The 26,578-nt window shown below is 45.5% G+C and carries 20 protein-coding genes; 6 read left to right on the forward strand and 14 right to left on the reverse strand.

From position 1 onward, the window contains the following. Positions 1–121 precede the first annotated feature (121 nt). The gene (locus tag QUB06_RS20360; protein WP_333436792.1) at positions 122–5,305 is read right to left on the reverse strand and encodes an nSTAND1 domain-containing NTPase; all 5,184 of its coding nucleotides are present in this window, start codon (positions 5,303–5,305) and stop codon (positions 122–124) included. 31 nt (positions 5,306–5,336) lie between these two features. On the opposite strand from QUB06_RS20360, the gene QUB06_RS20365 reads away from it, so the two are divergent. Continuing rightward, complete coding sequence (locus tag QUB06_RS20365) at positions 5,337–5,507, forward strand: hypothetical protein (protein ID WP_333436793.1); 171 nt, start codon at positions 5,337–5,339, stop codon at positions 5,505–5,507. Positions 5,508–5,860: 353 nt separating this feature from the next. Here QUB06_RS20365 and QUB06_RS20370 read toward each other — a convergent pair whose 3' ends face one another. The 9 genes from QUB06_RS20370 to QUB06_RS20410 form a co-directional block, all read right to left on the reverse strand. Further along, the gene (locus tag QUB06_RS20370; RefSeq protein WP_333436794.1) at positions 5,861–6,220 is read right to left on the reverse strand and encodes a hypothetical protein; all 360 of its coding nucleotides are present in this window, start codon (positions 6,218–6,220) and stop codon (positions 5,861–5,863) included. Positions 6,221–6,536: 316 nt separating this feature from the next. Then, positions 6,537–6,746, reverse strand: coding sequence for a hypothetical protein (locus tag QUB06_RS20375; protein ID WP_333436795.1), 210 nt, complete (start codon positions 6,744–6,746; stop codon positions 6,537–6,539). A gap of 131 nt (positions 6,747–6,877) precedes the next feature. Continuing rightward, entirely contained in the window at positions 6,878–7,570 is a 693-nt protein-coding gene (locus tag QUB06_RS20380) for a response regulator transcription factor (RefSeq protein WP_190663224.1), read from the reverse strand. Between the two features lie 159 nt (positions 7,571–7,729). Next, positions 7,730–8,557, reverse strand: a complete 828-nt coding sequence (gene map / locus QUB06_RS20385; protein WP_333436796.1) for a type I methionyl aminopeptidase — start codon at positions 8,555–8,557, stop codon at positions 7,730–7,732. Positions 8,558–8,834: 277 nt separating this feature from the next. Continuing rightward, entirely contained in the window at positions 8,835–10,904 is a 2,070-nt protein-coding gene (locus tag QUB06_RS20390; RefSeq protein ID WP_333436797.1) for a response regulator, read from the reverse strand. Between the two features lie 7 nt (positions 10,905–10,911). After that, positions 10,912–11,637 (reverse strand): chemotaxis protein CheB, encoded by a 726-nt coding sequence (locus QUB06_RS20395; RefSeq protein ID WP_333436798.1) that lies wholly within the window; start codon positions 11,635–11,637, stop codon positions 10,912–10,914. Next, entirely contained in the window at positions 11,591–12,502 is a 912-nt protein-coding gene (locus QUB06_RS20400; protein WP_333436799.1) for a protein-glutamate O-methyltransferase CheR, read from the reverse strand. The genes QUB06_RS20395 and QUB06_RS20400 overlap by 47 nt, the downstream gene beginning before the upstream one ends. 186 nt (positions 12,503–12,688) lie before the next feature. After that, a complete protein-coding gene (locus QUB06_RS20405; RefSeq protein WP_333436800.1) occupies positions 12,689–18,505 on the reverse strand; it encodes a HAMP domain-containing protein in 5,817 nt (1,938 codons plus the stop codon). Positions 18,506–18,797: 292 nt separating this feature from the next. Continuing rightward, positions 18,798–20,870 (reverse strand): FAD-dependent oxidoreductase, encoded by a 2,073-nt coding sequence (locus QUB06_RS20410; protein WP_333436801.1) that lies wholly within the window; start codon positions 20,868–20,870, stop codon positions 18,798–18,800. A gap of 161 nt (positions 20,871–21,031) precedes the next feature. On the opposite strand from QUB06_RS20410, the gene QUB06_RS20415 reads away from it, so the two are divergent. The 3 genes from QUB06_RS20415 to QUB06_RS20425 all read left to right on the forward strand — a co-directional run bounded on the left by QUB06_RS20415 (position 21,032) and on the right by QUB06_RS20425 (position 23,253). Continuing rightward, positions 21,032–21,544 carry a hypothetical protein gene (locus QUB06_RS20415; RefSeq protein ID WP_333436802.1) on the forward strand — a complete coding sequence of 171 codons (513 nt, stop codon included), beginning with the start codon at positions 21,032–21,034 and terminating at the stop codon, positions 21,542–21,544. A gap of 87 nt (positions 21,545–21,631) precedes the next feature. Further along, positions 21,632–22,396, forward strand: a complete 765-nt coding sequence (locus QUB06_RS20420; protein WP_333436803.1) for an aldolase/citrate lyase family protein — start codon at positions 21,632–21,634, stop codon at positions 22,394–22,396. 188 nt (positions 22,397–22,584) lie between these two features. After that, the gene (locus QUB06_RS20425) at positions 22,585–23,253 is read left to right on the forward strand and encodes a 2OG-Fe dioxygenase family protein (protein WP_333436804.1); all 669 of its coding nucleotides are present in this window, start codon (positions 22,585–22,587) and stop codon (positions 23,251–23,253) included. Positions 23,254–23,376: 123 nt separating this feature from the next. Here the strand turns inward: QUB06_RS20425 and QUB06_RS20430 are convergent, their stop codons facing one another. The 3 genes from QUB06_RS20430 to QUB06_RS20440 all read right to left on the reverse strand — a co-directional run bounded on the left by QUB06_RS20430 (position 23,377) and on the right by QUB06_RS20440 (position 25,536). Next, entirely contained in the window at positions 23,377–23,865 is a 489-nt protein-coding gene (locus QUB06_RS20430; RefSeq protein WP_333436809.1) for a hypothetical protein, read from the reverse strand. Positions 23,866–24,227: 362 nt separating this feature from the next. After that, positions 24,228–24,641 carry a nuclear transport factor 2 family protein gene (locus QUB06_RS20435; protein WP_190657739.1) on the reverse strand — a complete coding sequence of 138 codons (414 nt, stop codon included), beginning with the start codon at positions 24,639–24,641 and terminating at the stop codon, positions 24,228–24,230. A gap of 76 nt (positions 24,642–24,717) precedes the next feature. Next, a complete protein-coding gene (locus QUB06_RS20440; protein ID WP_333436805.1) occupies positions 24,718–25,536 on the reverse strand; it encodes a Uma2 family endonuclease in 819 nt (272 codons plus the stop codon). A gap of 113 nt (positions 25,537–25,649) precedes the next feature. On the opposite strand from QUB06_RS20440, the gene QUB06_RS20445 reads away from it, so the two are divergent. Both QUB06_RS20445 and QUB06_RS20450 read left to right on the forward strand, forming a co-directional pair. After that, positions 25,650–25,919, forward strand: a complete 270-nt coding sequence (locus QUB06_RS20445; protein WP_333436806.1) for a Uma2 family endonuclease — start codon at positions 25,650–25,652, stop codon at positions 25,917–25,919. Beyond that, on the forward strand, positions 25,920–26,228 hold the full coding sequence (locus QUB06_RS20450; RefSeq protein WP_333436807.1) for a Uma2 family endonuclease: 309 nt from the start codon (positions 25,920–25,922) through the stop codon (positions 26,226–26,228). Between the two features lie 22 nt (positions 26,229–26,250). Here QUB06_RS20450 and QUB06_RS20455 read toward each other — a convergent pair whose 3' ends face one another. Beyond that, on the reverse strand, positions 26,251–26,472 hold the full coding sequence (locus QUB06_RS20455; protein WP_333436808.1) for a hypothetical protein: 222 nt from the start codon (positions 26,470–26,472) through the stop codon (positions 26,251–26,253). Positions 26,473–26,578 lie beyond the last annotated feature (106 nt).

The following is a 26,578-nucleotide window of genomic DNA, read 5'->3' on the forward strand; positions in this document are numbered from 1 at the left end:
ACAGCCAAAAACACCAGTCAACAGATAGATATTTTCATCTAAATTTAACTCTAGGTTCGCAGTCACGAATGCAAGTTTTTATTCATCCGCCGACAGAGAAATGCAGTCCTCACTAAAGGGTTTACTTCCTCTTATTTAACGCCTGCCTCCCAAATCCAAGACAAAGCAGTCGATCGCCCTCAGCAACATTCGGGTCATTCTGCAAATAATCTCCCAACCATTCGCAACTGCGAGCAATGATATTATTCAGTTCCAAATTCGCCACAGGCAACAGAATTACAGTCCTATCCCTACTAGCAAAAGCCAGAGTTTTGCTGTCAGAACTAAAAGTAACGCTCAACACGCGATCGCTCGATTCTAACGTCTTAGATAGCAGCGCCTTCTTGCCGTCAAAATCCCACAGCTTAACAGTATTTCCCCCACTCGCCGCCGCAATCAACTTGCCGTCGGGACTAAAACTCACGCTTTCTACAGTATCGCTGTGGTCGAGTTTTTCAGTTAAATTCGCCATTTTTCCATCAAACCCCCACAAGTAAACTTTTTTGTCACCGCAAGCAGCAGCAATAGTCTTACCGTCGGGACTGAAACTAACATTTTTAACGCTGTCTTGGTGGTCAAGAGTTTTCATAATTTTCGCCGACGAACCGTTAAATTGCCACAGGTAAACTCTCTTTTCTCCGGTAATTTCAAAAGCCTTTTTCTTCCCGCTTGCCTTGTCCTCAGCAGCGGTAGCAGTAGCAATAGTTTTGCCGTCGGGACTGAAGCTAACGCTAATTACTGGATTGGTGTGATCGAGTTTTGCAAACAAAGTTGCTTTAGAACCGTTCCAGCGCCAGAGGTACAATTTGCGATCGGCACTGGCGGCGGCAATTATCTTTCCGTCTGGACTAAAACTCACGCTTTTAACAATGCCGCTGTGGCTGAGAGTATCTAACAGTTTGCCGTTTAAACTCCAGACTTTCACGGTTTTGTCATCGCTGGCAGAAGCAACAGTTTTATCATCAGGCGAAATGCTCACCCAGGTAACAGAATCCTTGTGACCTTCTAAGGTTTTGAATAAACTGCCGTCAGCACGCCAAAGTCTCACGGTTTTGTCGCCGCTAGCAGAGGCAATTGTTTTATTGTCAGCACTAAAACTGACTTTGTAAACCCAGTCTCCGTGTCCCGATAAAATCTTATTCAGCGGAGTGCTGTCCGGTTTCCAAATTTTCACTATTTTGTCCTTACTTGCGGAAGCAATAGTGCCGTCGCCGCTGAAACTTACGGCTCTTACGTCGTCTTGATGTCCTCGAAAAGTGTTGAGCAAAGTGCCGCTGCGACTCCAAACTTTCACCGTATCGTCTGCACTGCCGGTGACAATTTTTTTGCCGTCGCGACTGAAACTTGCGCTGACAACTTCATCGTTGTGTCCTTTGAGAGTTCGGATTTCCTCACCGTTTCGGTTCCAAACTTTTGCTGTGGTGTCGGCACTTGCCGAGACGAGTTCTCGACTGTTTGGACTGAACTTAATGCTGTAAACAATGTCAGAATGTTTGGTTAATGTTTTGGGATTAATTCTAAATTTCTGGGTTTTACTTTCTCGGTTCCAAAGTTTGACAGTTTTGTCAACACTTGCTGAGGCAATTGTTTGGCCGTCGGGACTGAAACTGACCCCGAGTACCCAGTCTTTGTGTCCTGTTAAGGTTTGCAGCAATTTTTTGTTCGCAAGGTTCCAGATTTTGACGGTGTTGTCGTGACTGGCGGAAGCTAGGGTTTTGCCGTCGGGACTGAAACTGACGCTGGTGACGATATCGCGGTGGCCGGATAAAATGCCACTCGCACTTTTGTCGTTATCTACTTGCCAAATTCTAATTGTGCGATCGGCACAACCAGTAGCGATCGTTTTCCCATCGGGACTAAAACTAACACTCGTCACGCTATCCGGGTGATTGAAAGTTTTTAATAACTTACCTTCTTTGCTCCACAATTTAACAGTTTTGTCAGCACTTGCCGAAGCAACTGAATTGCCATCGGGACTGACACTCACATCCAAAACAAACTTGCTGTGCTGCTCGAAACGGTTGCGTTCTTGCACCCCGGAAACTGCTTGTCTGAGTCTTTCAGCAATTTGATTTTTAGTGTCCACAGGCAGCGCTGTACTTTTCAGAGAATCACGACCAATTTTGATACTATTTCCCAACACTCCTAATTGATTTTTTTCATTAGATATCACTAAAGCTTCCGACGCCGAATTTAGGGCATCAGTCCGACTTTTTTCTGCTTCTTGCCGCGCGCTTTCTGCTAATTTAGCTTGCTCGAATGCCATCCCCGAAACACCTCCGAGTACAAGCAGTCCTAGAACCGCCGCCCGCAATTGCCATCTCCGACTTTGGTAAAGTTGAGCTTCCGCTTCGTGCTGTTTCTCTCTAGCTTCCGACAGCAAAGCATCTTGCTCTCTGTCTTTGCGAATTTGTTCAATTTCATCTCGGTTAATTTGGTTTTGCTTTCGCAGTTCCTCAAATTCTGCCTTTTTATCTAATTCCTGCTGCTGGCGAATGAAGCTAACTAAATAATCGTGAACGAGCTGATAAAGCTCTGCCGGTAGTTCCGTCCATCGAAAAACTAAACCAGAGTTTACTAACAGTTCTAATACTAAATCTAATTTATCAGCTTCAGCAAAGGTCGCTAAATTTGATGCTAATTCGGCGCGGGTTTTTAGGGGACGAATCTGTTCTTCATCTGTGAGCAAGTACAATACTCGGCGCGCTGCTACTTCATTTTCCGGGCCACAATCTTTGATGACTTCTTCGAGAAACCTTTCGACTAATTTTTGTTGCGGATTGTCGCCGAGTTCCTGATATTGAGTTAAAGTTCTAATGTTCTCTTGTTGCAGTTGAGCGCCGACAAGTTGTAGTTCGATCGGGCGGACTTCTCCCAATTCTCCAGCTAAATCTTGGACTAATTCTTCGATCAGCTCCGGTTCTAAGTAAAACTGCGCTCGCTCAGTTAAAGTGCGAATTACCGATCGCGCATCGACCAGCGAAAAGTTTCCCAAATAAAACAGAATGTTTTTGCTGAGAATGTCCTCCAAAATATCATTGTTAACGAATCCTGTCTGGTTTTTGGGTCGGGAAAATTCCAGCAAGTAGTGCAGGTAATCTTCCCGCAAACACAGGACGACTTTTAAATATTTGATTTTCAAGCATTCCCGCAAAAAATCAAAAAATATTTGTCTTTCCGCTGGCTCTTTCCACACGAAAAAAAATTCTTCAAGTTGGTCAAATATCAGAACAGTCACTAAATGTTCGGAATTTATTTGCAGCTCCTTGAGAATATTTTCGTATTCGATCGCCTGTTGTTGTATGATTAATTCTACTGGCTGTGACTGCTCCCTTTGCTCCTCATTATTCCCAGTCGAGCCACCCTGAAATCCCGAAATAAGATTTCCCTTGACTGCACCTGCTTCTACGGTCAAATCTACAGGAAAAATTTCTGGTACTGGTTCGGTAATTTCCGGATCGAATATTTCAGCTTTCCCAGCAGATAACTGTCTGGTCAATTCCCGCGGCCAGTTGTTGTAAACTTGCAGCACTACGGGCAAAACAGTCCGCATTTCTATTTTTTTTTGTTTGAGAGCTGGTACTAATCCCCCGGTGACTATTGAACTTTTGCCAACTCCAGACTGACCGTAAATTACTGTCAGTTTGTCGGGGGTATTGTTCATCCTATATATTAAGCGGTTGAGGTCTTGCTCTCTGCCGGAAGCTGTAATTTCGTCAGCAATAGTAGCCGCGTCGGCAAGAGTTTCGGCGACGGAATTAACCGCTTCTCTGTGCGGCTGCAACTTTCCGGCTCCAATAAAAGCTCGGAACCGATACGTGTGTTCCACCGCTCGATAATCTTGCTTAATTTGAAATGCTTCGAGATATTCTCCCCGCTGAAAATAGAGGGATCGCAGCATTTCTAAAACCCTCAAATACAGTTGCGGGTTGTAGCAAGGTTCGGTTTCCAAGCGAGCAAGCTCTAAATTTGCGATCGCCTCCTCCATTTCCCCCAACTGACTCTGGGCCTCTGCTAAAATTAACAGATATAAGCCTAGATGCTGCGACTTTACAGGGGTTCCCTGTCCCGTCGCTTCTAAATTTGAATTGAGAACGTCTAGAGCGACTAAAGCCCATTCTTTCGCCCCTTGCCAGTTCTTTTGCTCTAAGGCTACTCTAGCCAAAAAGCCGTAATCTTGAGCCAAATTAACTGCTGAATTTTCCATATTTTCATGTAACCTCCGAGCTTTGATAGCTAGATTCCAGAGTGCATCCCAATCTTCTAAATGCTGCAATACTTCGCCAAGTTGATTGATGAATATACCAACGGCATCCGGCCGTCCCGCCCGTTCTAAAACATCAATACATTCCTGAAAATAATTCTTAGCTTCCGTCCAGTAAGGACGATTGCCGCTGCGGTGTTGTTCTGCTTGGAAGCGGTAGCAAAGACCGATGTGGAATAGCAGAATTCCCTCTAACACCGGTGCTGGGTGAACGGTAAATAACAAATCGCTAAATTCTGTTTTTGGCCCAATAAATGCTACTTGATACTTCCAAAAACTGAGACTTTTTTGATACAATTCAATAGCCGCAGGGATGCGGTGACAAGCATATTCGTGCCTTCCGCGAATAAATTGCAAACTCGCTTCAATAGCTGGTTCTAACCTGATGTTGCAAGTTTGCAAGTCTTGGCTAGCCGACTCGAGTTCACTCAAAGAATTGGCTCCGAGAATGGCAGAATTAGTTAAACGCCAATTGCCACTTTCTAAAATGTTGGAAAAAATGCGATCGGCACTTTTGCCCAGGAAATCAACCAAGTCGTCGGGGCCAATCACAAATTCCACACTTGTCGTCCAAGTTTCGATATCTGTTACTAACCGAATCAGTTTTTTTAAGATTTTGTCTGTCACCCACAGCACCACCGGGAAGGGAAAATTATTCCGAAATTCTTCCCTCACGTAGTTGGTAGATGTCAGCAGTCGATCGATCGCACTTACCGATTCCAAGCCAAACACCATTAAAGCTGCCGGATGGCTGCAGGAAAGTTTTGTTTCTATCGTCGTGTAAAGAGTTTTAACAGATGGGGGAAGGACAATTTCTCGAATCTCGATATCAGACTCCTCCCGCAATTGCCGTACAATTTTTTCTCTCATAGCGCTGTAATTGCACCGTACCAAAATCAGCGAAAATTGCCCCTGAGACATCGAGAGAGTCCGGGTGAGAGTTTGCAGCGAACTTTTGTTTTGTTGTGCTGCGGTGTCTTGCTGGCAGTGCGAATTAATCATAATTAATATTTGAAAAAGTTTCTCAGGATAGATGCTGTCAACTGCCGAAAAAAGGAAGTTCGGCAACGGATTATTTAACGGATGTAACGGATGTAACGGATGTAACGGATGGAAGTTCGGCAACGGATTATTTAACGGATGTAACGGATGTAACGGATGTAACGGATGGAAGGAATCGATCGCAGGGGGAAAGTGCAATTAAGAACTTCCTAACCGTTTTGGCGGTTGCTCTAACTAAGTTTACTTTTACCCGTTTTTACGTTTGCCAATCACAGCGAACAATCACATGATTAATTTTATTTTTGCCCTTTTCGGCGATTTCCCATCACTGGGAACTATCAATTAGTTAAGTTTATTTCAGCCTGCATACTTATTATTTTAGCCGATCGCAATTAAAGCATACCCCAAAAAATACATACTCTGTTATTCGCATATTCCCAGCAAAATCAACCGAATTTTACTGAAATCTTGATAATTGCTTTAATTCTACCCAGCAAATGAGTCTTTGTTTGCGGGACTCCCAGCCATCGCCCAAATCGCACCAATCCGATTCAGTTATTCGCATATCCCAGAAATCCGGCATTCCCGGGTTGACTGGCCCCTGGCCGCACTGAGATAAACTATCGGCGGCGGCTCATCAATTACAGCTTGAAGATTATTTGTCATAAATTTACTAATCTCCATATCTAAAGTAGCTGTAAAATCAGGTTCATCCCAATCCTCGCTTTCTTCAATGCTGATTGTTGTTGGTGGCCCAATATCAAAATCTAGCTCATCGCCCAAATCCGAAACTTTCTTAATTGGATCTATTTTCTGACTGGTATCAGCGGCCAAAGCTTGATTTGTATTAGCTATTAATACGATCGGCAGTGCTACTATGGCACTTATTGTTTGTCGCGCCGTGATTTTCCTCATGGTATCCTCCTGATATAAACTAAACTTTGGTGCTGCTATACATTCAACATCCGCCGCTACTGTAGAGCGCTGTCAGTCGATTTTAGATTTTAGATTTTAGATTTTAGATTTACTCCACAGATGAATCTGAGAGCTTGAACTTTGATCTAAAATTGTGGGCTGCTTAACACTCCAGCAGTGTGCAAGTATCCGTTTTTGAGCAGATTCATTAATTAATAGTCGCTTGCTTTTCCATAGGATATAACCTGATCTGTGACTTTTCGTGGCAAGTTTGCTTAACGGAGCATATCCGGTCAAGTGTTTGCCTTTGTATTTACTACGTGAAAACTCTTAAACAGTCAGGTTTTCCCGTTAAGTAATTCCCCAGCCTTTGCGAGTGTTCTCTCAGACTCAAAGCAAAGTGGGTGAAAAGTTCGATCGCACACCAGTTTTCGCACACCAGTTTTCGCACACCAGTTTTCGCACACCAGTTTTCGCACACCAGTTTTCGCACTCCCGCGCTGCCACCAGCAAGCTGATGTGACATACCACAGCCACCGGATAGCTGTCAATACTTATATCTTAACATTTCTAATTTTTTGCATAATTATCGTTACCAGGAAGAACCTGGTAACGCCGATGGCAGAGGGAGAGCCTCCAGCCAAGTCGAGAGGGCCCCTATTTCGTCAAGCCGTGTTCGAGAGCGAAGCGAACCAACTCAGTACGGCTGTTAGTACCCGTCTTGCTAAACAAACGGCTGACGTACTTTTCCACATTACGCACGCTAGTTTCCAAGCGGCGGGCAATTTCTTTATTCATCAAACCTTGAGCAACCAAATCCAAAACACTTTGTTCTCGCGGAGTCAAATCAATTTTAATCGGCGAAGGACTTTGGGCGATCGAACTCCGCCCACTCAGCAAAGACTCAATTCTCGCCATTTGGCTTGTCAAAGCAGCAATATCTGGACTTTCAGCATTTTCGCTCGTCTCCTTAGCAGCCGCGCGACGGGCTAGCAAATTCGTTACTATTGCTACTAATTCGTCGGGATCGAAGGGCTTAGAAAGATAAGCATCGCAGCCTGCTTGATAGCCTTGAATGCGATCGCTCGTCATCCCCTTAGCAGTCAAAAACACCACCGGCAAAGCCTTATAGCGAGGATCTTCCCGCACTTGCTTGAGAAACTGATAACCGTCCACCTGGGGCATCATAATGTCTGAAATCACCAAATCGGGATTAGTCTGCTGCAAGAGTTCCCACCCATCCCGAGCATTACTGGCAACCTCAACCGCAAAATCGCTATCTTCCAAATAAGCTTGTACTGCTTCCCGCAAGCCCGGTTCATCGTCTACCAATAATAATCGTGCTGACATCTCTGTTACCTTCTTAATAGTGTAAATATTGTAGGTTGGGTTGAGGAACGAAACCCAAATCTTCATTTTAAATAAGGTGTTGGGTTTCGCCATCGCTCAACCCAACCTACAGAATAAAAACTTGAGCTCAAAACTCACAACTATTGTCTTTTTTTCCCCTTAAACTTTTGAACGATCGGTCAAAATTTCATAGCCAGTTTCTGTCACCAACACAGTATGCTCAAACTGAGCCGACATAGCATTGTCAACCGTTACAGCAGTCCACTTGTCAGAAAGCGTCCGAGTGTACTTAGAACCCGCATTCAGAATCGGTTCGATCGCCAATGTCATGCCAGCTCGCAATTTCACGTTTGGCATTTCGCGGGTGCGGAAATTGAAAACCGACGGTTCCTCGTGCAAATTTCGCCCGACACCGTGGCCGGTAAACTCCTCAACGATGCTAAAACCGTTGCTTTTGACATGATCTTCGATCGCACCCGCCAGATCGAGCAAATAGGCTCCAGCCTTCACTTGTTCGATGCCTTTGTAGAGAGCTTCTTCTGCGACTCGGATTAATTTTGCCGATTCGGGAGTCACTTCCACAACTGCGATCGTAATGCAAGAATCGCCGTGAAAACCTTGATAATATGCCCCAGTATCTACCTTGAGAACATCTCCTGCCCGAATTACTTTTTTGGGACTGGGGATGCCGTGAACAACTTCGTTATTAATGCTAGAGCAAATCGATCCAGGGAAACCGTGATAGCCTTTAAAACTCGGAGTTGCCCCCATAGCACGGATGCGTTTTTCGGCATAAGCATCCAAATCAGCAGTAGTCATTCCCGGTTTCACCATTTGGGAAATTTCTTTGAGTACCGTTGCAACGATTTTCGCTGCCTGTCGCATAATTTCGATTTCGCGTTCCGACTTAATTTCAATGCCTCGACGCTGTTTTTTGACTTGGGGTGCTTGAGTTGGGCTAGAAAGCAGACTGCTAAAAATATTCATGAATTGATTGGCGGGTAATTTTGTACTTTGACGGCAGGTTGAAGCAAAAAAACGGCAAATATCCAGTTTTTTGTGAAAAAACGGGTGTCTTGTTCCGAACTGTCGATCGCGTTTCCTTTTAGCTAGCTTAATATTTTTCTCAGTAATCAGCACGGGATTGGGGGTCAACAAAGCGGTTTTAACCGCCGATTCCCTTGGAAATCACCGAATAGCACTATTGTCAATCAGCCTTCACGGACGGGCTCTCCTGCCCAACCCCTACTCCCCACAATAAAATCTAATCTTTGTGGAACAGGCATCTTGCCTGTTCTTGAGCATCGTGCAAGATGTGAGTTGGATCGGGATTTCCGAGGATTCCTGTGAGGTTAGCAATTGCGGCAATTAACTTATTTATGTCAACTGGTTTAGATAAGTGCATCTGGAAACCAGCTTCCAGCGCTTGCTTGCGCTCTTCCTCTCTCGCGTAGGCCGTCAGAGCGATCGCAGGCATCTTTCCACCCCTGAGCCTTTCCATTTCTCTCACCCGCGCCATCAACTCATAGCCGTCTGCTTCCGGCATTCCAATGTCGCTCAGCAGTAGATCCGGCCAATAACTCTCCAGTGCAGCTAGAGCCCCGGCCACCGATGCCGCCGATCGCACCATCGCTCCCTCGTCTTCGAGTAAAGCAATCAAAAACTCCCGCGTGTCATCGTCATCATCCACCACCAGCAATTGCAAATTAGCCAGAGTGGGGAGGGTCTCTGCCTGCTCATTGAGGTGCGACCAATCATCGTCAGCAGCAAGGGCGTTCCTCTGTGCCACAGGTAAAGCCACCGTAAATTTCGCACCCTCGCCCGGATTATTCTCTGCATACACCTTACCGCCGTGCAGTTCCACCAAGTGACGGACGATCGCCAATCCCAGTCCCAAACCCCCGTAAGACCTAGTTGTGCTGCTATCAGCTTGGCGGAAGCGATCGAAAACATAAGGCAAAAAATCAGGAGCGATACCAATGCCGCTATCAATTATCTGAATGTGAGCCTCATCTCCAACTGACTCTAACCGCACCTGTACTTTACCATCTTGCGGACTAAACTTAATGGCATTTGACAGCAAATTCCACACAATTTGCTGCAAGCGATCGGGATCGCCGATAACTTCACCTACATTGGGACTGCACGTTAATTCTATGACTATTGATTTTTCCTCAGTCAGCGGCTGCAAAGAATCTATTGCTAGCTTAATCGCAGATTCCAACCGAATCGGATGCTTATTTAAATTTAGTTTGCCCCGCAGAATCCGCGAAACATCTAAAATATCTTCAATGAGTTGCGCTTGAGATTTAGCATTGCGCTCAATTGTTTCTAGGGCTTTCTCAATAGTGTCTTGGTCAAATTTTTTGGAACGAAGCAGCCTAGACCAGCCGAGAATGGCATTTAAAGGAGTGCGGAGTTCGTGAGAGAGAATAGCTAGAAATTCATCCTTCATCTGGTTAGCTCTCTCAGCTTCTTGGCGCGCCACTTGTTCGCGGATTAGTCTCCCGCGTTCTTCCTCTGCTTGCTTGCGGTCTGTGACATCTCTAACCGTGCCCACATGACCGATAAGTTTTCCCAAATCCGAAAACATTGGCGACGACTGCACGTGAATCCAACGCACAGTTTCGCTACCAGCTAATCGAAACTCGTTAGAATATTCCTGACTTTCTTTAATCCAAGCTAACCAATCTGCTACTACGCGCTCGCGATCTTCTGGATGAACTTCCCGCTGCCAAACCTCTGCCAAACTTTCCTCCAAAGTTAACCCACAAATCGCTTGACAACGCGGGTTGATGTAAGTACAGCGGCCTTCAACGTCAGCTAAGTAAATTCCCAGTGGTGAACAAGCACACAAAGTGCGAAACCGCTCTTCACTTTTACTTAGTTCACTATTAACCGCAGCTAACTGTGTTGCTTGCTGCTTCACCTCGACTGTTTTTTGGAACAATTCCACAAATACCTGTACCTTCGAGATCAATATTTCCGGTTCTAAGGGTTTGAACAGGTAATCCACCGCACCCAGAGAATAACCTTTAAACACGTGAGTGTCATTACTGCTGAATGCTGTGATAAAAATAATCGGAGTCGATCGCGATCGATCTCTAGAGCGAATCAATGTTGCTGTCTCAAATCCATCCATTCCCGGCATCTGCACATCAAGCAAAATTACCGCAAAATCTTCATTAAGCAGACATCTCAGAGCCTCCGCGCCCGAATTAGCTTGTACTAGATGATAAGAGGGGCTGTTGAGGATAGCTTCTAGAGCTACCAAATTTTCTGGGCGATCGTCAACTAAAAGGACATTTACTCGATGGGGGGACTGCAGATTCATAAATTTTTTAATCTTTAATTCTTAGCAAGTTGACTAAACAGGGAGCGATTTTAGAGAGGGGTAAAATCCAGTCTACTTCAACATTTGCGATCGCCGACGCTGGCATGGTCGCGCATAGGGCCGAAGCCGGTTCCTCCACAAATGTCAATCCTCCCTCAGCTTTAATTTTTGCCAGCCCTTTACTGCCATCCGAATTAGCTCCCGTTAAAATTATGCCGATCGCTTTTTCCCCAAAGGCATCCGCAGCAGACTCAAACAGCACATCGATTGAGGGCCGCGCGTAGGAGACAGGACCCTCAGTTGATAGTGCAAATGTAGGAGCTCCGCCATTGGGGATTGGGGATTTTGAATTATGGGTTGACTCCACTGCCACGCCCCCCCATTCTGTAAAGTCGTTTTCATGCAGGCTAAACTCCTCCTCAGAGGGCGATTCTATTAGCAAGTGATAGTCCGCAGGAGCCAAGTAAACCCGTCCCGGTGCGATCGGCTCTTTGTCTTCTGCCTCTGTGATTGGGAGAGAGCTTTGCTTTTGTAAAAAATAAGTAAGCCTATTCTGAGAACTCTTATGGCGGTGTTGGACAATAACTACAGGCAAAGGAAAGCTTTGTGGCAAATCTGCCAGCAGCACAGTCAGAGCCTCTAGCCCTCCCAAAGACGTGCCAACAACCACTATTTCAAAATTTTTTTTATTTAACTCTTCGGTAGATTTTATCACTACTTTCAATTGGTTCATAGTATTTTTCATAAGGTGTAAAAGTCAGAGACTCCTGATGTCCTAGTCCTAAAACGCCAAACATTCCCAGGCTCTCGTAAAAAAGCTTGTGTACCCGCTCTTGGAGGTGTGAATTGAAATAAATCATCACATTACGGCATAAAATAACATTAAATTCATTAAAAGAATTATCCGTTGCTAGGTTGTGGTGAGCAAAGACAATATTATCTTTAAGTGAAGACCGAAAAATCGCATTTTCATAGGCAGCAGTGTAATACTCAGAAAACGCTTTCGTGCCCCCCGCTTGGTGGTAGAGTTGCGTATATTCTTGCATTTGCTTCAGCGGAAATATCCCTGTTTTGGCGGTTTTCAAAACTAATTCATTCATGTCCGTAGCGTAAATCCGACAACGGTCATACAGTCCTTCTTCTTGCAGCAAGATTGCCATAGAATAGACTTCTTCTCCCGTTGAACATCCAGCGTGCCAAATCCGAATAAAAGGATAAGTACGCAGCAGCGGCACCACTTTATTTCTGAAACTAATGTAAAAGCTGGGATCGCGAAACATCGCCGTTACATTGACAGAAATGTCCAGCAGTAAACGGTCTAGGTAAGCAGGATTGTGAAGTACCTTTTCCTGAAGTGAAGAGACAGTGGTGAGCCGTTCCGAGCGAATAGTGTTCCAAATACGGCGCTTGAGAGAGGCAAGAGCATAATTGCGAAAATCAAATCCGTAATAGCGAAACATTCCCTCTAGTAGGAGTTGAATTTCGATTGTTTCAAGTTCATGGCTTTCGGACATTTGTAATTGGTAATTGGTTATTGGGCATTGTTGACTGTTGACTGTTGACTGTTGACTGTTGACTGCTGACTGTTGACTGTTCACTGTTCACTGTTGACTGTTGACTGTTGACTGCTGACTGTTGACTGTTGACTGTTCACTGTTCACTGTTGACTGTTGACTAATGACTGCTGACTAATGACTAATGACTAATGACTAATGACTAATGACTGTTGACTGTTGACTGCTGACAACTGCCAACAGTCAAGTGCCAACTGACAACTGACTTCATTATCGATAAAGCCAGACACGCAGCAGCGAGAGCAACTGTTCCGTATCAACAGGTTTGGTAATATAGTCAGACGCACCAGCTTCGATACATTTTTCCCGATCGCCCTTCATAGCTTTCGCAGTAAGAGCAATCATTGGCAAGGAAGCAAAGTGAGGCATTTTACGAATGGCTTGCATTGTTTCGTAACCGTCCATCTCTGGCATCATCACGTCCATCAACACAATATTTATGTCAGGCGTATTTTGCAATTTAGCAATGCCCTCTCTGCCATTCTCAGCATACTCAATTTTCATTTTATGGCGCTCCAGCATACTCGTGAGGGCGAAAATATTCCGCATATCGTCGTCAACAATCAAGACTGTTTTGCCCGCGAGCGTCGAATCGGTTTGATACAATTGCTCTAGCATTTGGCGCTTCGGTTCCGGCAAATCTGCTTGGACTCGGTGCAAGAACAAAGCTGTTTCATCTAACAAACGTTCCGGCGATCGCACATCTTTAACAATGATTGTTTCCGCCATGCGCTTGAGTTGAGTTTCTTCGGCTTTCGTCAAGTCTTTGCCCGTATAAATAATAATCGGCAGACTTTTTAAAATTGCATCTTGCTTGATTTGCTCGATCAGTTCAAAACCGGTCATATCTGGTAGTCCCAAATCGAGTACAACGCAGTCAAAATGCCCCGATCTCAAAGTTGCTAGCGCCTCTGCACCACTCCCCACAGCCGTGGTAGAAACATCGTGATTGCCGATTAAATCCACAATGCTCAGACGCTGTGTTTCGTCGTCTTCCACGACTAGCAAATTCTTCACTGGCCGCTCGACAAAACCCTTAATATCTGTCAAAGCTTTGCTCAAGGCTTCGCGACTGACAGGCTTTTGTAAGTAGGCGATCGCCCCTAACTGCAAACTGCGCTGCCGCCCTTCTTCAACTGATACAATGTGAACCGGAATGTGGCGCGTACTTGGGTCGTGCTTCAAGCGATCGAGCACTGTCCAGCCATCCATCACAGGCAAATTTAGATCCAGCATAATCGCAGTGGGCTTGAACTCTCGCGCCATCGCCAAACCGATATCGCTCCGCAAAGCCACCAAACCTTTAAAACCCTGTTCCTGCGCCATATCCAACAGAATTCGAGCGAAGTTTACATCATCTTCAATAATCAACAGCACGCGATCGTCACTCTCAATATTTTCTCGATCATCAGAGATTAAAGGTGAGGGGTAAGGCGCGATCGGCAAATGGAAATTCGGCAAAGGAAGTGCGGGAGAATTAGCAGCGGGTAATTGAGGCGTTTGCTTGCCCGTTCCCGAACCCGTTTCATTCATTATTCGCGATTCTTGGTAAGTTTGTGGCAGATAAAGCGTGAACCTACTACCCTCACCAGGGCGACTTGTCAATTTAATTTCTCCACCTAACAAATTAGCGATTTCTCTACTAATTGACAAACCCAAACCCGTGCCCCCGTATTTGCGGCTAGTGCTACCATCTGCTTGTTGGAAAGCCTCAAAAATAACCCTGTGTTTTTCAGCAGAAATCCCAATCCCCGTATCGCTAACTGAGAAAGCCAAAACAGTAGGGGAACTCCTTAAACTTTCTATCTCTAAACTCCACCCTTCCCGCGCTACTTCGGCACGCAATTTCACCTCACCTCGCTCTGTAAACTTAAACGCATTAGAGAGGAGATTCTTCAAAACTTGTTGCAGCCGTTTAGCATCAGTATAGAGACCTTTTGGCAACCCAGCCTCAAGCTCTATTTTAAAACTCAACTTCTTATCCTGCGCGATTTGGCGGAAAGTCCGATCCAAATGATCTCGCAAGTCCGTAAACAACACTTGCTCAATTTCCACCGACATCGTGCCCGATTCAATCTTAGCGAGATCCAAGATGTCATTAATCAGCCCCAGCAAATCATTTCCTGCCGAGTAAATTGTGCGCGTGTATTCAACTTGCTTCTGAGTCAAATTGCCTTCAGTATTGTCAGAAAGCAATCGAGCCAGAATCAACAGCGAATTCAGCGGAGTTCGCAACTCGTGAGACATATTTGCCAGAAACTCCGACTTATACTTAGAAGTTAGAGCCAACTGTTCGGCTCTTTCTTCCAACAACCCCCTCGCCTGTTCGATATCTCGATTTTTTCGCTCAACTTCCTTATTTTGCAGCGCTAGCAATTCAGCTTGTTCTTCTAGTTCTTCATTCGTTTGTTGCAACTCTTCCTGCTGCTGCTTCAACAGTTCCTCATTCGTCTTCTGCACCTGCGCTTGCTGTTCTAGCCGCTGGTTAGTGTCCCTTAGTTCCTTTTGCTGAGTTTGCAACTCTTCAGCCAAAGATTGCGCCTGTTTCAGCAACTCTTCCGTCCGCATACTGGCCGCAATTGTATTTAAAACAATGGCGATACTTTCTGTAAGTTGATCCAGAAATGTCAAGTGAATTTCGCTGAAGCGGCGGAACGAAGCTAGCTCAATTACCGCTGTCACCTGCCCTTCAAACAGTACAGGTAAAACCACGACATTCAGCGGCGTAGCTTCTCCCAGACCAGAGCTAATTTTAACGTAGTTGTCCGGCACTTCTGTCAACAGTATTCGTTCCCTTTCCAGGGCGCACTGTCCTACCAAACCTTCGCCTAAATGGAATCTATTTCCTAAACTTTTACGTTCCCGGTAGGCGTAGGTACTTAACAGTTTGAGGAACGGGTCGTGTTCTACAGTTTCCATCATAAAGAAGACGCCATGCTGAGCAGAAACCAGTGGCGTTAATTCTGATAAAATTAATTTAGAAACAGTTTCTAAATCCCGCTGACCTTGTAGCATCCGAGTGAACTTAGCAAGGTTTGTTTTCAGCCAATCTTGCTCAGTATTCTTCTGCGTTGTCTCCCGGAGATTGGCAATCATCTGGTTGATGTTGTCCTTGACGACCGCAACTTCTCCTTCAGCGGCGACGGAAATTGACCTTGTTAAATCGCCTCTGGTAACAGCAATTGCCACTTCGGCGATCGCGCGCACCTGAGTAGTCAGATTAGCCGCCAATTCATTCACGTTGTCCGTCAAATCTCGCCACGTCCCCGCCGCACCCGGAACCTTCGCCTGACCACCTAACTTCCCTTCAATTCCCACCTCGCGCGCCACCGTACTAACTTGATCCGTAAACGTCGCCAGCGTGTCGATCATCTCGTTAATCGTATCTGCCAGCGTCGCAATTTCTCCCTTAGCTTCCAGCATTAATTTGCGCTTCAAATCGCCATTCGCCACCGCCGTCACAACCTTAGCAATACCCCGCACTTGCGCTGTCAAATTTCCCGCCATCGAGTTTACGTTGTCGGTTAAATCTTTCCAAGTTCCCGCAACTCCTTTCACATCAGCTTGACCGCCCAATTTACCTTCAGTTCCCACCTCCCGCGCCACCCGCGTTACCTCAGAAGCAAAAGAATTAAGCTGATCCACCATCACGTTAATAGTGTCTTTCAGTTCGAGAATTTCGCCTTTGACATCGACGGTAATTTTCTTAGACAAATCCCCATTTGCCACCGCTTTAGTCACTTCCGCAATATTCCGCACCTGCGCCGTCAAATTCCCAGCCATCAAGTTAACATTATCGGTTAAATCTTTCCAAGTTCCCCCTACACCCCGCACGTAAGCTTGCACGCCTAATTTACCTTCCGTTCCTACTTCCCTCGCCACCCGCGTTACTTCAGATGCAAAGGAACTCAACTGATCCACCATGATGTTAATCGTGTTTTTCAGTTCGAGAATTTCGCCTTTAACATCTACTGTAATTTTCTTCGACAAGTCGCCATTTGCCACCGCCGTTGTCACTTCGGCAATGTTACGCACTTGTGCTGTTAAATTCCCCGCCATCGAGTTAACTGAATCCGTTAAATCTTTCCAGGTTCCTGCAACTCCCCGTACTTCAGCTTGCACGCCTAATTTCCCTTCGGTTCCCACTTCCCTAGCAACCCTGGTTACTTCCGAAGCAAAGGAATTTAACTGATCCACCATCGTGTTGACGGTGTTTTTCAACTCCAGAATTTCACCTTTAACATCTACAGTAATTTTCTTCGACAAGTCGCCATTTGCCACCGCAGTAGTAACAGCCGCAATATTCCGTACTTGCTCTGTCAAACTACCCGCCATGAAGTTAACGCTATCCGTTAAATCCTTCCAAGTTCCTGCTACGCCTCGCACATCCGCTTGACCGCCGAGTTTACCTTCGGAACCCACTTCCCTAGCAACCCTGGTTACTTCAGATGCAAAGGAATTAAGCTGATCCACCATCACGTTAATGGTGTTTTTCAGTTCTAAAATTTCGCCTTTTACCTGTACCGTAATTTTTTTAGATAAGTCGCCGTTAGCAACAGCCGTCGTCACCTCAGCAATGTTGCGGACTTGTGCTGTTAAATTCCCGGCCATTGAGTTAACTGAATCCGTTAAATCTTTCCAGGTTCCTGCTACTTCTTGCACTTCAGCTTGCACGCCTAATTTCCCTTCCGTTCCCACTTCCCTAGCAACCCTGGTTACTTCAGAGGCGAAGGAATTTAACTGGTCAACCATCGTGTTGACGGTATTTTTCAGTTCGAGAATTTCCCCTTTAACATCTACGGTAATTTTCTTAGATAAATCGCCCTTGGCCACAGCGGTTGTCACTTCAGCGATGTTCCGCACTTGTGCTGTCAAACTGCCTGCCATGAAGTTAACGCTATCCGTTAAATCCTTCCAAGTTCCGGCAACTCCTTTCACCTCAGCTTGACCGCCGAGTTTGCCTTCGGAACCTACTTCTCTCGCCACCCGCGTTACTTCAGATGCGAAGGAATTTAACTGATCCACCATGATGTTAATCGTGTTTTTTAACTCAAGAATTTCACCTTTAACATCTACTGTAATTTTTTTAGATAAGTCACCATTTGCCACAGCAGTCGTCACATCGGCAATGTTCCGTACTTGTGCGGTAAGATTGCCGGCCATTGAGTTAACTGAATCCGTTAAATCTTTCCAGGTTCCTGCAACTCCCCGCACTTCAGCTTGCACCCCTAATTTGCCTTCCGTTCCTACTTCTCTCGCCACCCGCGTTACTTCAGATGCGAAGGAACTCAACTGATCCACCATGATGTTAATCGTGTTTTTCAGTTCGAGAATTTCGCCTTTAACATCTACTGTAATTTTCTTGGATAAATCGCCATTTGCCACAGCCGTCGTCACTTCGGCAATGTTACGCACTTGTGCTGTTAAATTCCCCGCCATCGAGTTAACTGAATCCGTTAAATCTTTCCAGGTTCCGGCAACTCCTTTAACTTCTGCTTGCACGCCTAATTTCCCTTCCGTTCCCACTTCCCTAGCCACCCGCGTTACTTCCGACGCAAAGGAGCTCAACTGGTCTACCATTGTGTTAACAATTTGCGCTGTTTGGAGGAATTCTCCTTTGAGGGGTCTGTCTTCTATTTCTAAGGCGATGGTTTGCGATAAATCTCCTTTTGCTACGGCCCGAATTACTCTGGCAGTTTCAGAGGTTGGTTGCACTAAATCTGTAATTAGGGTATTGACAGAGTTGACGCTAGCTGCCCATGACCCCTCGGCGCTGCCGATGGTTGCCCGCTGGGCGATTTTGCCTTCTTTACCGACAACTGTGCCGATGCGATCGAGTTCGGCCGCCATTCTCTCATTGAGATCGATAATGTCGTTAAGTTCGTCAGCAATTTTCCCCGCTAGACCGGTCTGGTCTATGGGCATCCGAACTGAAAAGTCCCCTTTTTTGACTGCTACTAAGGTTCTGAGTAACTGTTTGGCATAACCATTATTGGAATTGGGGCTTGTTATCTGTGCAGTTGACATGACCGTTACCTTTGACGAGTTTGGAGGGGAAGGGGGGAATATTTTTGAGATTATTGATATTATCCAACTAAAGCAGTGTCTGATTGCTTCTATCGAAAGATGGATGACAAATTGCTGTTTATCAGCTATCTTGTTATTGGTTATTTTATACTGGTTAGCAAACTCTTCTTGTTAACCCGTGAATTGTCGGGTGTCAGGAACAGACCCGAAAGCCTGTTCCACCCTGTTCTACAAAGAGTGAATTTTATTGTAGGGCGGGCAGGATGCCAGCGCTACAGATTACCAACTGCGATTATTTCCAATTTTGCCACGAACTATTGAAAATAGAAGTACCCGGAAAGGCGATCGGATTGGCATTTTGTTGCAACCGCAACTGCAATACTTCCAAGTTCGGCTCGCGGGATGGCAATTCGTCCACTAATTCATAAGGTAGAATCCCTTTTTCCAAGGAAAAAGCAGCCGTAACTCCCGCCGCCGCACCGGCAGACCATTCAAAAGAATGCACTCGATAAGCAGCGGCCGCTGTGTGGCTAACAGCAATACTTTTACCTGCCACTAACATATTGTCAATTTTCTGGGGAATCATTGCCCGCAGCGGAATTTGGAAGGGATAAGCTTGCCCTTGAGCTTTGCGAGTACCTTCCCGTTCGGTATTTCCCGGTGCTTCCGGCGGACTGTTAGTCATGCAGGGGTGAAAGTCGATCGCATAATGACCGATACCCACAGAATCAGGATAAATCGTAGCGCGCGATCGCGATTTTGTATCCTCAACAGATTGACTTCCCACAGCCAAAGCCGGTGCATTCAAACCACCCACAGCCAACCACAAATTGCGATACTCTTCCTCCGACAAATTCTGGCGATAAAAATCAGCCGTAAAGTCAGTGCGAGACATATCAACTTCCCACACCGTAAAACCTTGAGGCTGATTGAAACTCGGCCGCCCAATAATGCGCCGGCCCTCCCGCATATAAGGATACTTAGAAAGTCCGTGCACCGTCCCCATCGGCGAATCCAACCCGCTCAAAAAACGATTGTTTGGATTAGGCTTTTTGACTCCCTCTCCTAGCTGCGAGTCAGTGGTTCCTGTTACCAGCCAGTAGAAAAATCCTTTGGCATTTTCCTCTCCCTTTCGCAAAGTTTCCGTTCGCAAACCGCCCATCCATCCCCCCGGTTGCAGTTGACCTGCTGCTTCCAACTGCGCGCGAGAATAAATTAAATTATCCTCAGCAGAACCGGGGCGATAGTCATTGCCCCAAGTCCAGTTTTGCATCGAAATATCCCCCGGATAAATGGGGAATTGCTTCGGGTCGGAAGGTCGCTTTTGATCTGGTCTCATTGTCCTGATTTGGCGGTAGCTGAAAACTAAGGGAAAGCTCGCCAATCTCTGCAATTCGTAGCTGTAGTAAGGAGCATATTGTTGATAAAAAGACGGCACTTGATGCTGCTGCGGTTCCTTCGTTGCCTGCATCGCAAAGGTGTAGGTAAAACCTTGAGTGCAATAAGCGTCGCCGCTTGGGCTAGCGGAGGAAGGTTCGAGGGGGGAACGCGGGTCAATTCCGAGGCGGTAGGGAACATCGGTAAGTCCGATCAATTCGCCTGTTTCAGTGGCATCTACAACGTACCAATCAGCACCTTTAGGTTGAGAATTGGACTGGTTAGGTGGTTTAGGAATAAACCGAATAATAGTTTTATTAAATCGCGGAGAATTTTCGTAGCGATAGGCATCTTCGATAGTTTGAGAAAGAGTTTCGGTGTTGAGTAGTGGGGTGTTGGCGGCGGGTTTGTGTTGAATGGCGATCGCACTTTTAATTTGTTGACCCCCAACCGCATTCCCCGCCACAGCAGGAGTAATTGCTAGTTCTTTAATAACCGTATTGGGAAACCATTTCAGCGTGCCTTTGCCTTTTCTAGCGGCATCCTGCAAGATGTTAAAGAGAATTTTGTGACCGTCGTAGGGCATGAAACACGAATAGCTAACCCAACAGCCTCCGGGATTTAGCCGGCCGTAATGTTCCTTGATCCGCCCCCGCAATTCGAGGTAGCCACGGGGGTAAAATAAGAGCGATCGCTGAGTCTCTCTTTCATCGAGTGCGGAAGTTCCCTGGGAGGAAATTTGACCGCCTACCCAATCAGTAATTTCAGTGAGGCAAACTGTGCGCCCCGCCAGCAAACCTTCGTAAGCGGTAGCAGCGCCTGCGAGCCCGCCGCCTGCTACTAAAATGTCGCAAGTTTCTGTATTGTCTGGATTGCGGGGAGGTGCGGCAAATACTGGCGAAATGCTCCCTATCGCGGAGATTATGCCGAGGGTGAGGCTAAGGATCGATCGACCTTTGAGCAAAAATAGATACTGTCGAAGTTTCATCGGAGATTGTGGAATTAATTTTGACATAGCGCGGAAAACACTCATCCCATCTAAATGTTTATTTTGCAGTATACTGGTATTTCGCGGTGTTGTCAGGGAAAACTTTTTTAGAGAAGAGGCATTAATACCAGCAACAACTATTGAACAGCCGGATCGACATTATGCTCAAGATCGTCAAATTTTTTAGGTTATTTATTCCGTTTGACAGTTTAACAATTACCACCAGTTTAACTTATTCGGAAGTTTTACGCAGGTTGGACGAAGTTGTTACTCCTCCCAAAGTTTTTAGAATAATTATACCCTTTGGTCAGCCCCCTGCGAAACCCTATGAAGGAACGATTTCTGGCAAAACATTCAAAATTAATCGCATCATCATCGGTAGACATTTATTGTTCCCAATTATACAAGGAGATATACAGAATCAACAGTTCGGTTGTTCCATCAAAATTAGGATGACTTTACATAAAACAGTTCTAGGATTTCTGATTCTTTGGCTGTGGACAACTGGCAGTATTGGAATGTTTTCTTTATTTGCTTGGTTAGTCGAACCATCCGTGGGAGCCATATTTTTACCAATTTTAGGAATGTTTATTTTTGGCTGGCTTTTGTGCTTGATTCCCTTTAAGATAGAAGCAAAAACAGCTACAAAATTTTTGTCAATCCTCTTAACATAAAGTAATTTATAACTGCAAGAGTGTAGCTGTATTATTAAAAATAATCTGGGTTGATCGGCATTCCCCCTAGTAAAAAAATACCAATTTATGCGTCAAAACCAACTGAAACAAAAAATTAAACAAGGCGAAACAGTCCTCGGTTTATTTATGAACTGCCCTTATCCCGCATTCATGGAAATATGCGGTCACGCTGGATTTGATTTCGCCGTTATCGACATGGAACACGGCCCCCTGAACCCGCTTGCTGCTGAAGATTTGTGTCGCGCCGCCGACTGCACTGGAATTGCCCCGATTATTCGCGTCCGCAAAAACGACGGGCCGCAAATTCAACGAGCTCTCGACATCGGCAGTGCAGGCGTTCAAGTACCTCAAATTGAAAGCAAAATCGATGCTGAAACCGCTGTCAAAAGCGCTAAATACAGTCCTCTGGGTACGCGAGGCCTTTCCTTCGCTACGCGGGCGGGACTTTACACCGCCGCAGGTACAAATATCACCGACAAACTCAACGAAGAATCCTTAGTTGTGATTCATGTCGAAGGCAAAGGCGGCATCGACAACCTGGCAGAAATTGTTACTGTGCCAGAGGTGGACGTGATTTTTCTGGGGCCTTACGATTTGTCACAGTCGATCGGCATTCCCGGCCAAGTCCGCGATCCCCGAGTCATCGACATGATGCAGGAGGCAGTGCAAACCATCCGCAAAGCAGGCAAAGCGGCCGGTACTTTTGCCGAAAACCCCGAAATCGCCCAGCAGTGGATTGAGGCTGGCGTTCAGTACGTCACACTTGGGGTCGATGTTGCCGTTTTCCTGCGGGCCTGTCAGTCGCTGGTGAAAGCAGTCAATCGATTTTAGATTTTAGATTTTGGATTTTGGATTAAAAGAATAACCAGCCCCCGGATTCATCTTGCAAGCTTTACGATATCTTTGCAATTTTGGTAGTGTCTTTTACGACACTACCAAAAAACCTGCGCTAGAGTAGAAGCATACACCTCCTCAAGGCAAAATTAGGGAGGGGAGCAAGGCTTCAGGGAGTAAAATCTATGAAAACCGTATTAGAATCCATTCATTTGGATTATGCCTTCATGTTTACTTTCAAAAAAGTAAACTCGATTAAGCTAGAAGGTTTCAAGGAATTTTTTGACGATATGCCTGTCGATCCGTATGTGAAAGGTAAGTATCGTTCTAGAAGATTATCGCGGTTTGCAGTCAACGGAGATGAGTTAGTTAAGTTACCTCACGGCTATTTGTTTCAAAGCAAAACATACAATCCGCTAGTGGGTGATATCAGGCGGGAATTTGCCGAATTGGACGATCGGCTAATTGCCCTCGATAATTTCAAACAGATGATTTTTGCTTTTTTCGATTCCTGCAAAATTCACCCGGAAGCTGAAATCGGCATCCATCAAATCAGGACGACTTGTTCGCCGCACAATTTCGGCAACCCCGCACCGGAAGGCATTCACCAAGACGGTACTGACTTTATCGGGATTTTCTCGGTTGACAGAACTAATATTGTAGGCGGGGAAACGCATTTGTACTTGGCTAAAAAAGAGAAGCCTGTTTTTAATAAAGTTCTGCAGCCAGGGGAATTGCTGTTAGTTAACGACCACGAGTTTTTCCACTTTACTACACCGATTAAACCGGAATCTGAAGGGGTGGGAACCAGGGATGTCTTTGTGCTGACTTCTCCGAGTTTGCTTACCGATTGAGGATACAGTCTGGGACGAATAACCTAATGATGTAGGGTGCGCGCCCCGCACCTTACTTCGATTACCCATTACTGCATCCCACAGATCACCTTTTGGTTGCGCCCCTCCCCATTTCAATGATGGTTAATGCTTGGGAAAATCGATTCCTGAAATGGATATTCCTTCCATCTTCTGCACATATCGTCCTTGAGCCGCTACACATTCTGCCATTTTTTTAGCTTGTATGGGTTGACTCCTGGGATCGGGGGAGATACCTCTATACTCCCATGTACCGCGAATGTCGCCAGAGAATGCTTTTCCATTGTTTTTTAATACTAGCTCCGTGCCAGTTGCATCAATATAGTATTTCCCATTTTCCAAAGACACGCTGCTAATTGTGATAGATTCGACTCCTTTGTAGGGACTTGCAGGGCCATTGACGATCTTGATGCAGATTCTATTGTTTTGATGTGCAATCTCTCTACGGGAGTTATTGAACATTGTTCCTTGAGCGTAGTAAGCTCCTGTGGGTAGAATTGTAGAGCCTTGTTGATTACTTTGAGCAGATGACAATGATGAGATTGACAGAAGGATAGAACTAAAAATTAGTGTTTCGATCGCCAAAAATTTCATTTGCAACAAAACTCCATTAAAATTGTTTTTTCATATTCTACACGATCGCAGATGCTCTATAAACTTCTTTAGAGTTCTGGCAAAAGTCAAATTTACCCCCCGCAAGTCGCCCCTTATTAAGGGGGGAAACAAGAATAATCTTGCCTCCTCCCCTGATTCAAGGGGAGGGTTGGGGTGGGGTGCTTTGTATTTTTGCAAGAAATCTAATCATGACTCAAGTCATTACTACAAACCTTTCGTTAGTAGTGATGACTTTATTAGTCTTTCGGGCCTTGAGTCAATCATGACTAAAGTCCTGACTACAAACCTGCGTATTTTCCTAAAAAACCAGGTTTATGCGTCTAGCCCCTCACAGATAACTCCTATCTAAACTTCCGTTCAGATTCTTGAATGGGAACATCATTAATGCTAGCTTCACGTCTTCGCATTAACCCATTTTCTGCAAATTCCCACTGTTCATTACCATAGGCGCGATACCAGTAGCCAGAATCATCGTGCCACTCATACTCGAAGCGAACAGAAATCCGATTGTCTGTAAAACTCCACAGTTCTTTCTTTAAACGGTAATCTAATTCTTTGGCCCATTTTCGTCTTAAAAAAGCCTTGATTTCTTCCCGTCCGCTGAAGAATTCGGCACGGTTTCGCCACTGAGAATCTTCCGTATAAGCTAAGGCTACTCGTTCTGGATCGCGGGTATTCCAGGCATCTTCAGCAGCTTGAACTTTGGCTTTAGCTGTTTCCAACGTAAAGGGCGGTAGAGGTGGTTTAGTTTCCATCAGCTTTGTTTTTTGTGATTAAAAAAGATAAATTACGGGATGCTCGCGCTACAGAGAGAGTTTTGGGAATTTGATATCAATCCTCAGCATCGGGATCGATTCCCATTGCTCGCAGTCGCTCCGCTAACTGGGTAACTTTTCGCTCTGCTTGTTCAGCTCTTTCCCGTTCTTGTTCAGCTCTTTCCCGTTCTTGCTCGGTTCTAGCCCGCTCAATTTCAACTTGTTCGGAGCCAGTTAACAGCAAATTCCCCTGGGAATCCCACCACCGCAGCCAAAGCAATTCTTGATTTTGATAGCTTCCCTGCCACAGTCCCAATTCTACATCTAGTACAGGAATGGGATAGTGACCGCGTTCGTTGGGCTCCATCCTTCGATACCCAAAATCTATTAGGTGATAGACCTCTAAATTGCCCGTTCTCATTTCATAAATGCCGTAGTAAGGAATGCGGATAATTCTCTCGTACACCCAAAACTTACCGGGTTTAGTGGTAGTACCGTCGGCGGCCACAGTCAAGGGAGTACGATCGCGCTCTTCATCTCCATTACCGCTAGCAAATTCTAAAGCAATGAACGGAGCCATGTGTTCCCGCCAAAGTACATAAGAACGGCGAAAACCGTCAAGTGTTGCGGGTACATTCGGCACGTAAAACCAATCCGGTGCTTCTGCGCCTCGCTCTGGCGGGTCAGTTTCTCGCCAGTAAATGCCGCAATCTTGCCCGATCGCATATTGTCCGTCTGGATGCAGCCGCTCTACAACCGGCCCGATCGAATCTGTCAGAATGATGCTCTGGGGATGCTCCTGAAAATTTTTCACAAATGTACCGTCTTCGTCTGGCAATTGGGTATGATCGGGGAATGCAGGAGGCAGACCTGTAGCAGTTATTATCTCAGTCATCGTCTTTTCCGTGCAGTTATTGTTCATTGTACGGCGAAATTTTATAGCAATCTGATTTGAAACTTTAGCTAATATTAGCTAATATGGAAAAGCGCTCGTAAAAGGTAAGTCAAATGGTTGCCGCAATTTCTAAAGCAGGATTGGGTACAGGTGCGGCTTTCCTGTCAAACGTGACATGGGAGACTCTAGAAAAGTTGGATGCAGATTTTGCCCAAACTGGGGCGCATTTAACTTATTTGGACGGGTGTTTAGAAATTATGGCTCCTTTTTCTGAGGAACATGAAGAATCTAGAAACACTTTAGATCAGCTTTTAGAGATTTATATGCGGACGAAGGACATTCGTTTCTACGGGCGTGGTAGTACAACTCTCGGGATGAAGTAGTTGGGTGCACGGAAGGAACCAGATGAGTCTTATTGTTTGGGTACGCGCAAGTCAGTTCCAGATTTGGCGATCGAGATAACAGTTACAAGTGGTGGAATTGATACGCTGGAAATCTATCGTCGGGTGGGTGTGCGGGAGGTTTGGTTCTGGGAGGATGGGGTAATTTCGGTTTATTGCTTGCGTTCTACGGGGTATGAGTTGGTGAGTAAGAGCGAACTTTTGCCGGAGTTGGATTTGCGATCGATCGAGTTTTATTCGCGGATGGCCGATCAATATGATGCGGTGAATGCTTTTATGCGATCGATGTAGAAGTTGAGAAATGCGATCGATTTTACAGTTTGATACTGCTAGGATTTGACTGGGATTGAATGTATTGTTGAAATACAGGATTGAGTAAAAATAGCGCTCCCATTGCTACTTGTACTTTTTCCAGTAAGCCGCGCCGCGCTAAAGATTGTATGGCTTGCCAAAATTCGGATTTAGATAACTCAATATCGGCAGGTGCTTGGGAAATATCTACCGCTTTATCTTGACTTGCTAACCAATAGCTCACCTTTTTTTCTGACTCCGATAAACGCTCTAATTGTAGTTTAGACTAACCAAAGATGAGAACGGTGGCAAAAGAAGAACTAGAGCCACCGCGCCAGGAGAGAATGAGG

The organism is Microcoleus sp. D2_18a_D3, assembly GCF_036702455.1.
In the GTDB taxonomy this organism is placed as follows: domain Bacteria; phylum Cyanobacteriota; class Cyanobacteriia; order Cyanobacteriales; family Microcoleaceae; genus Microcoleus.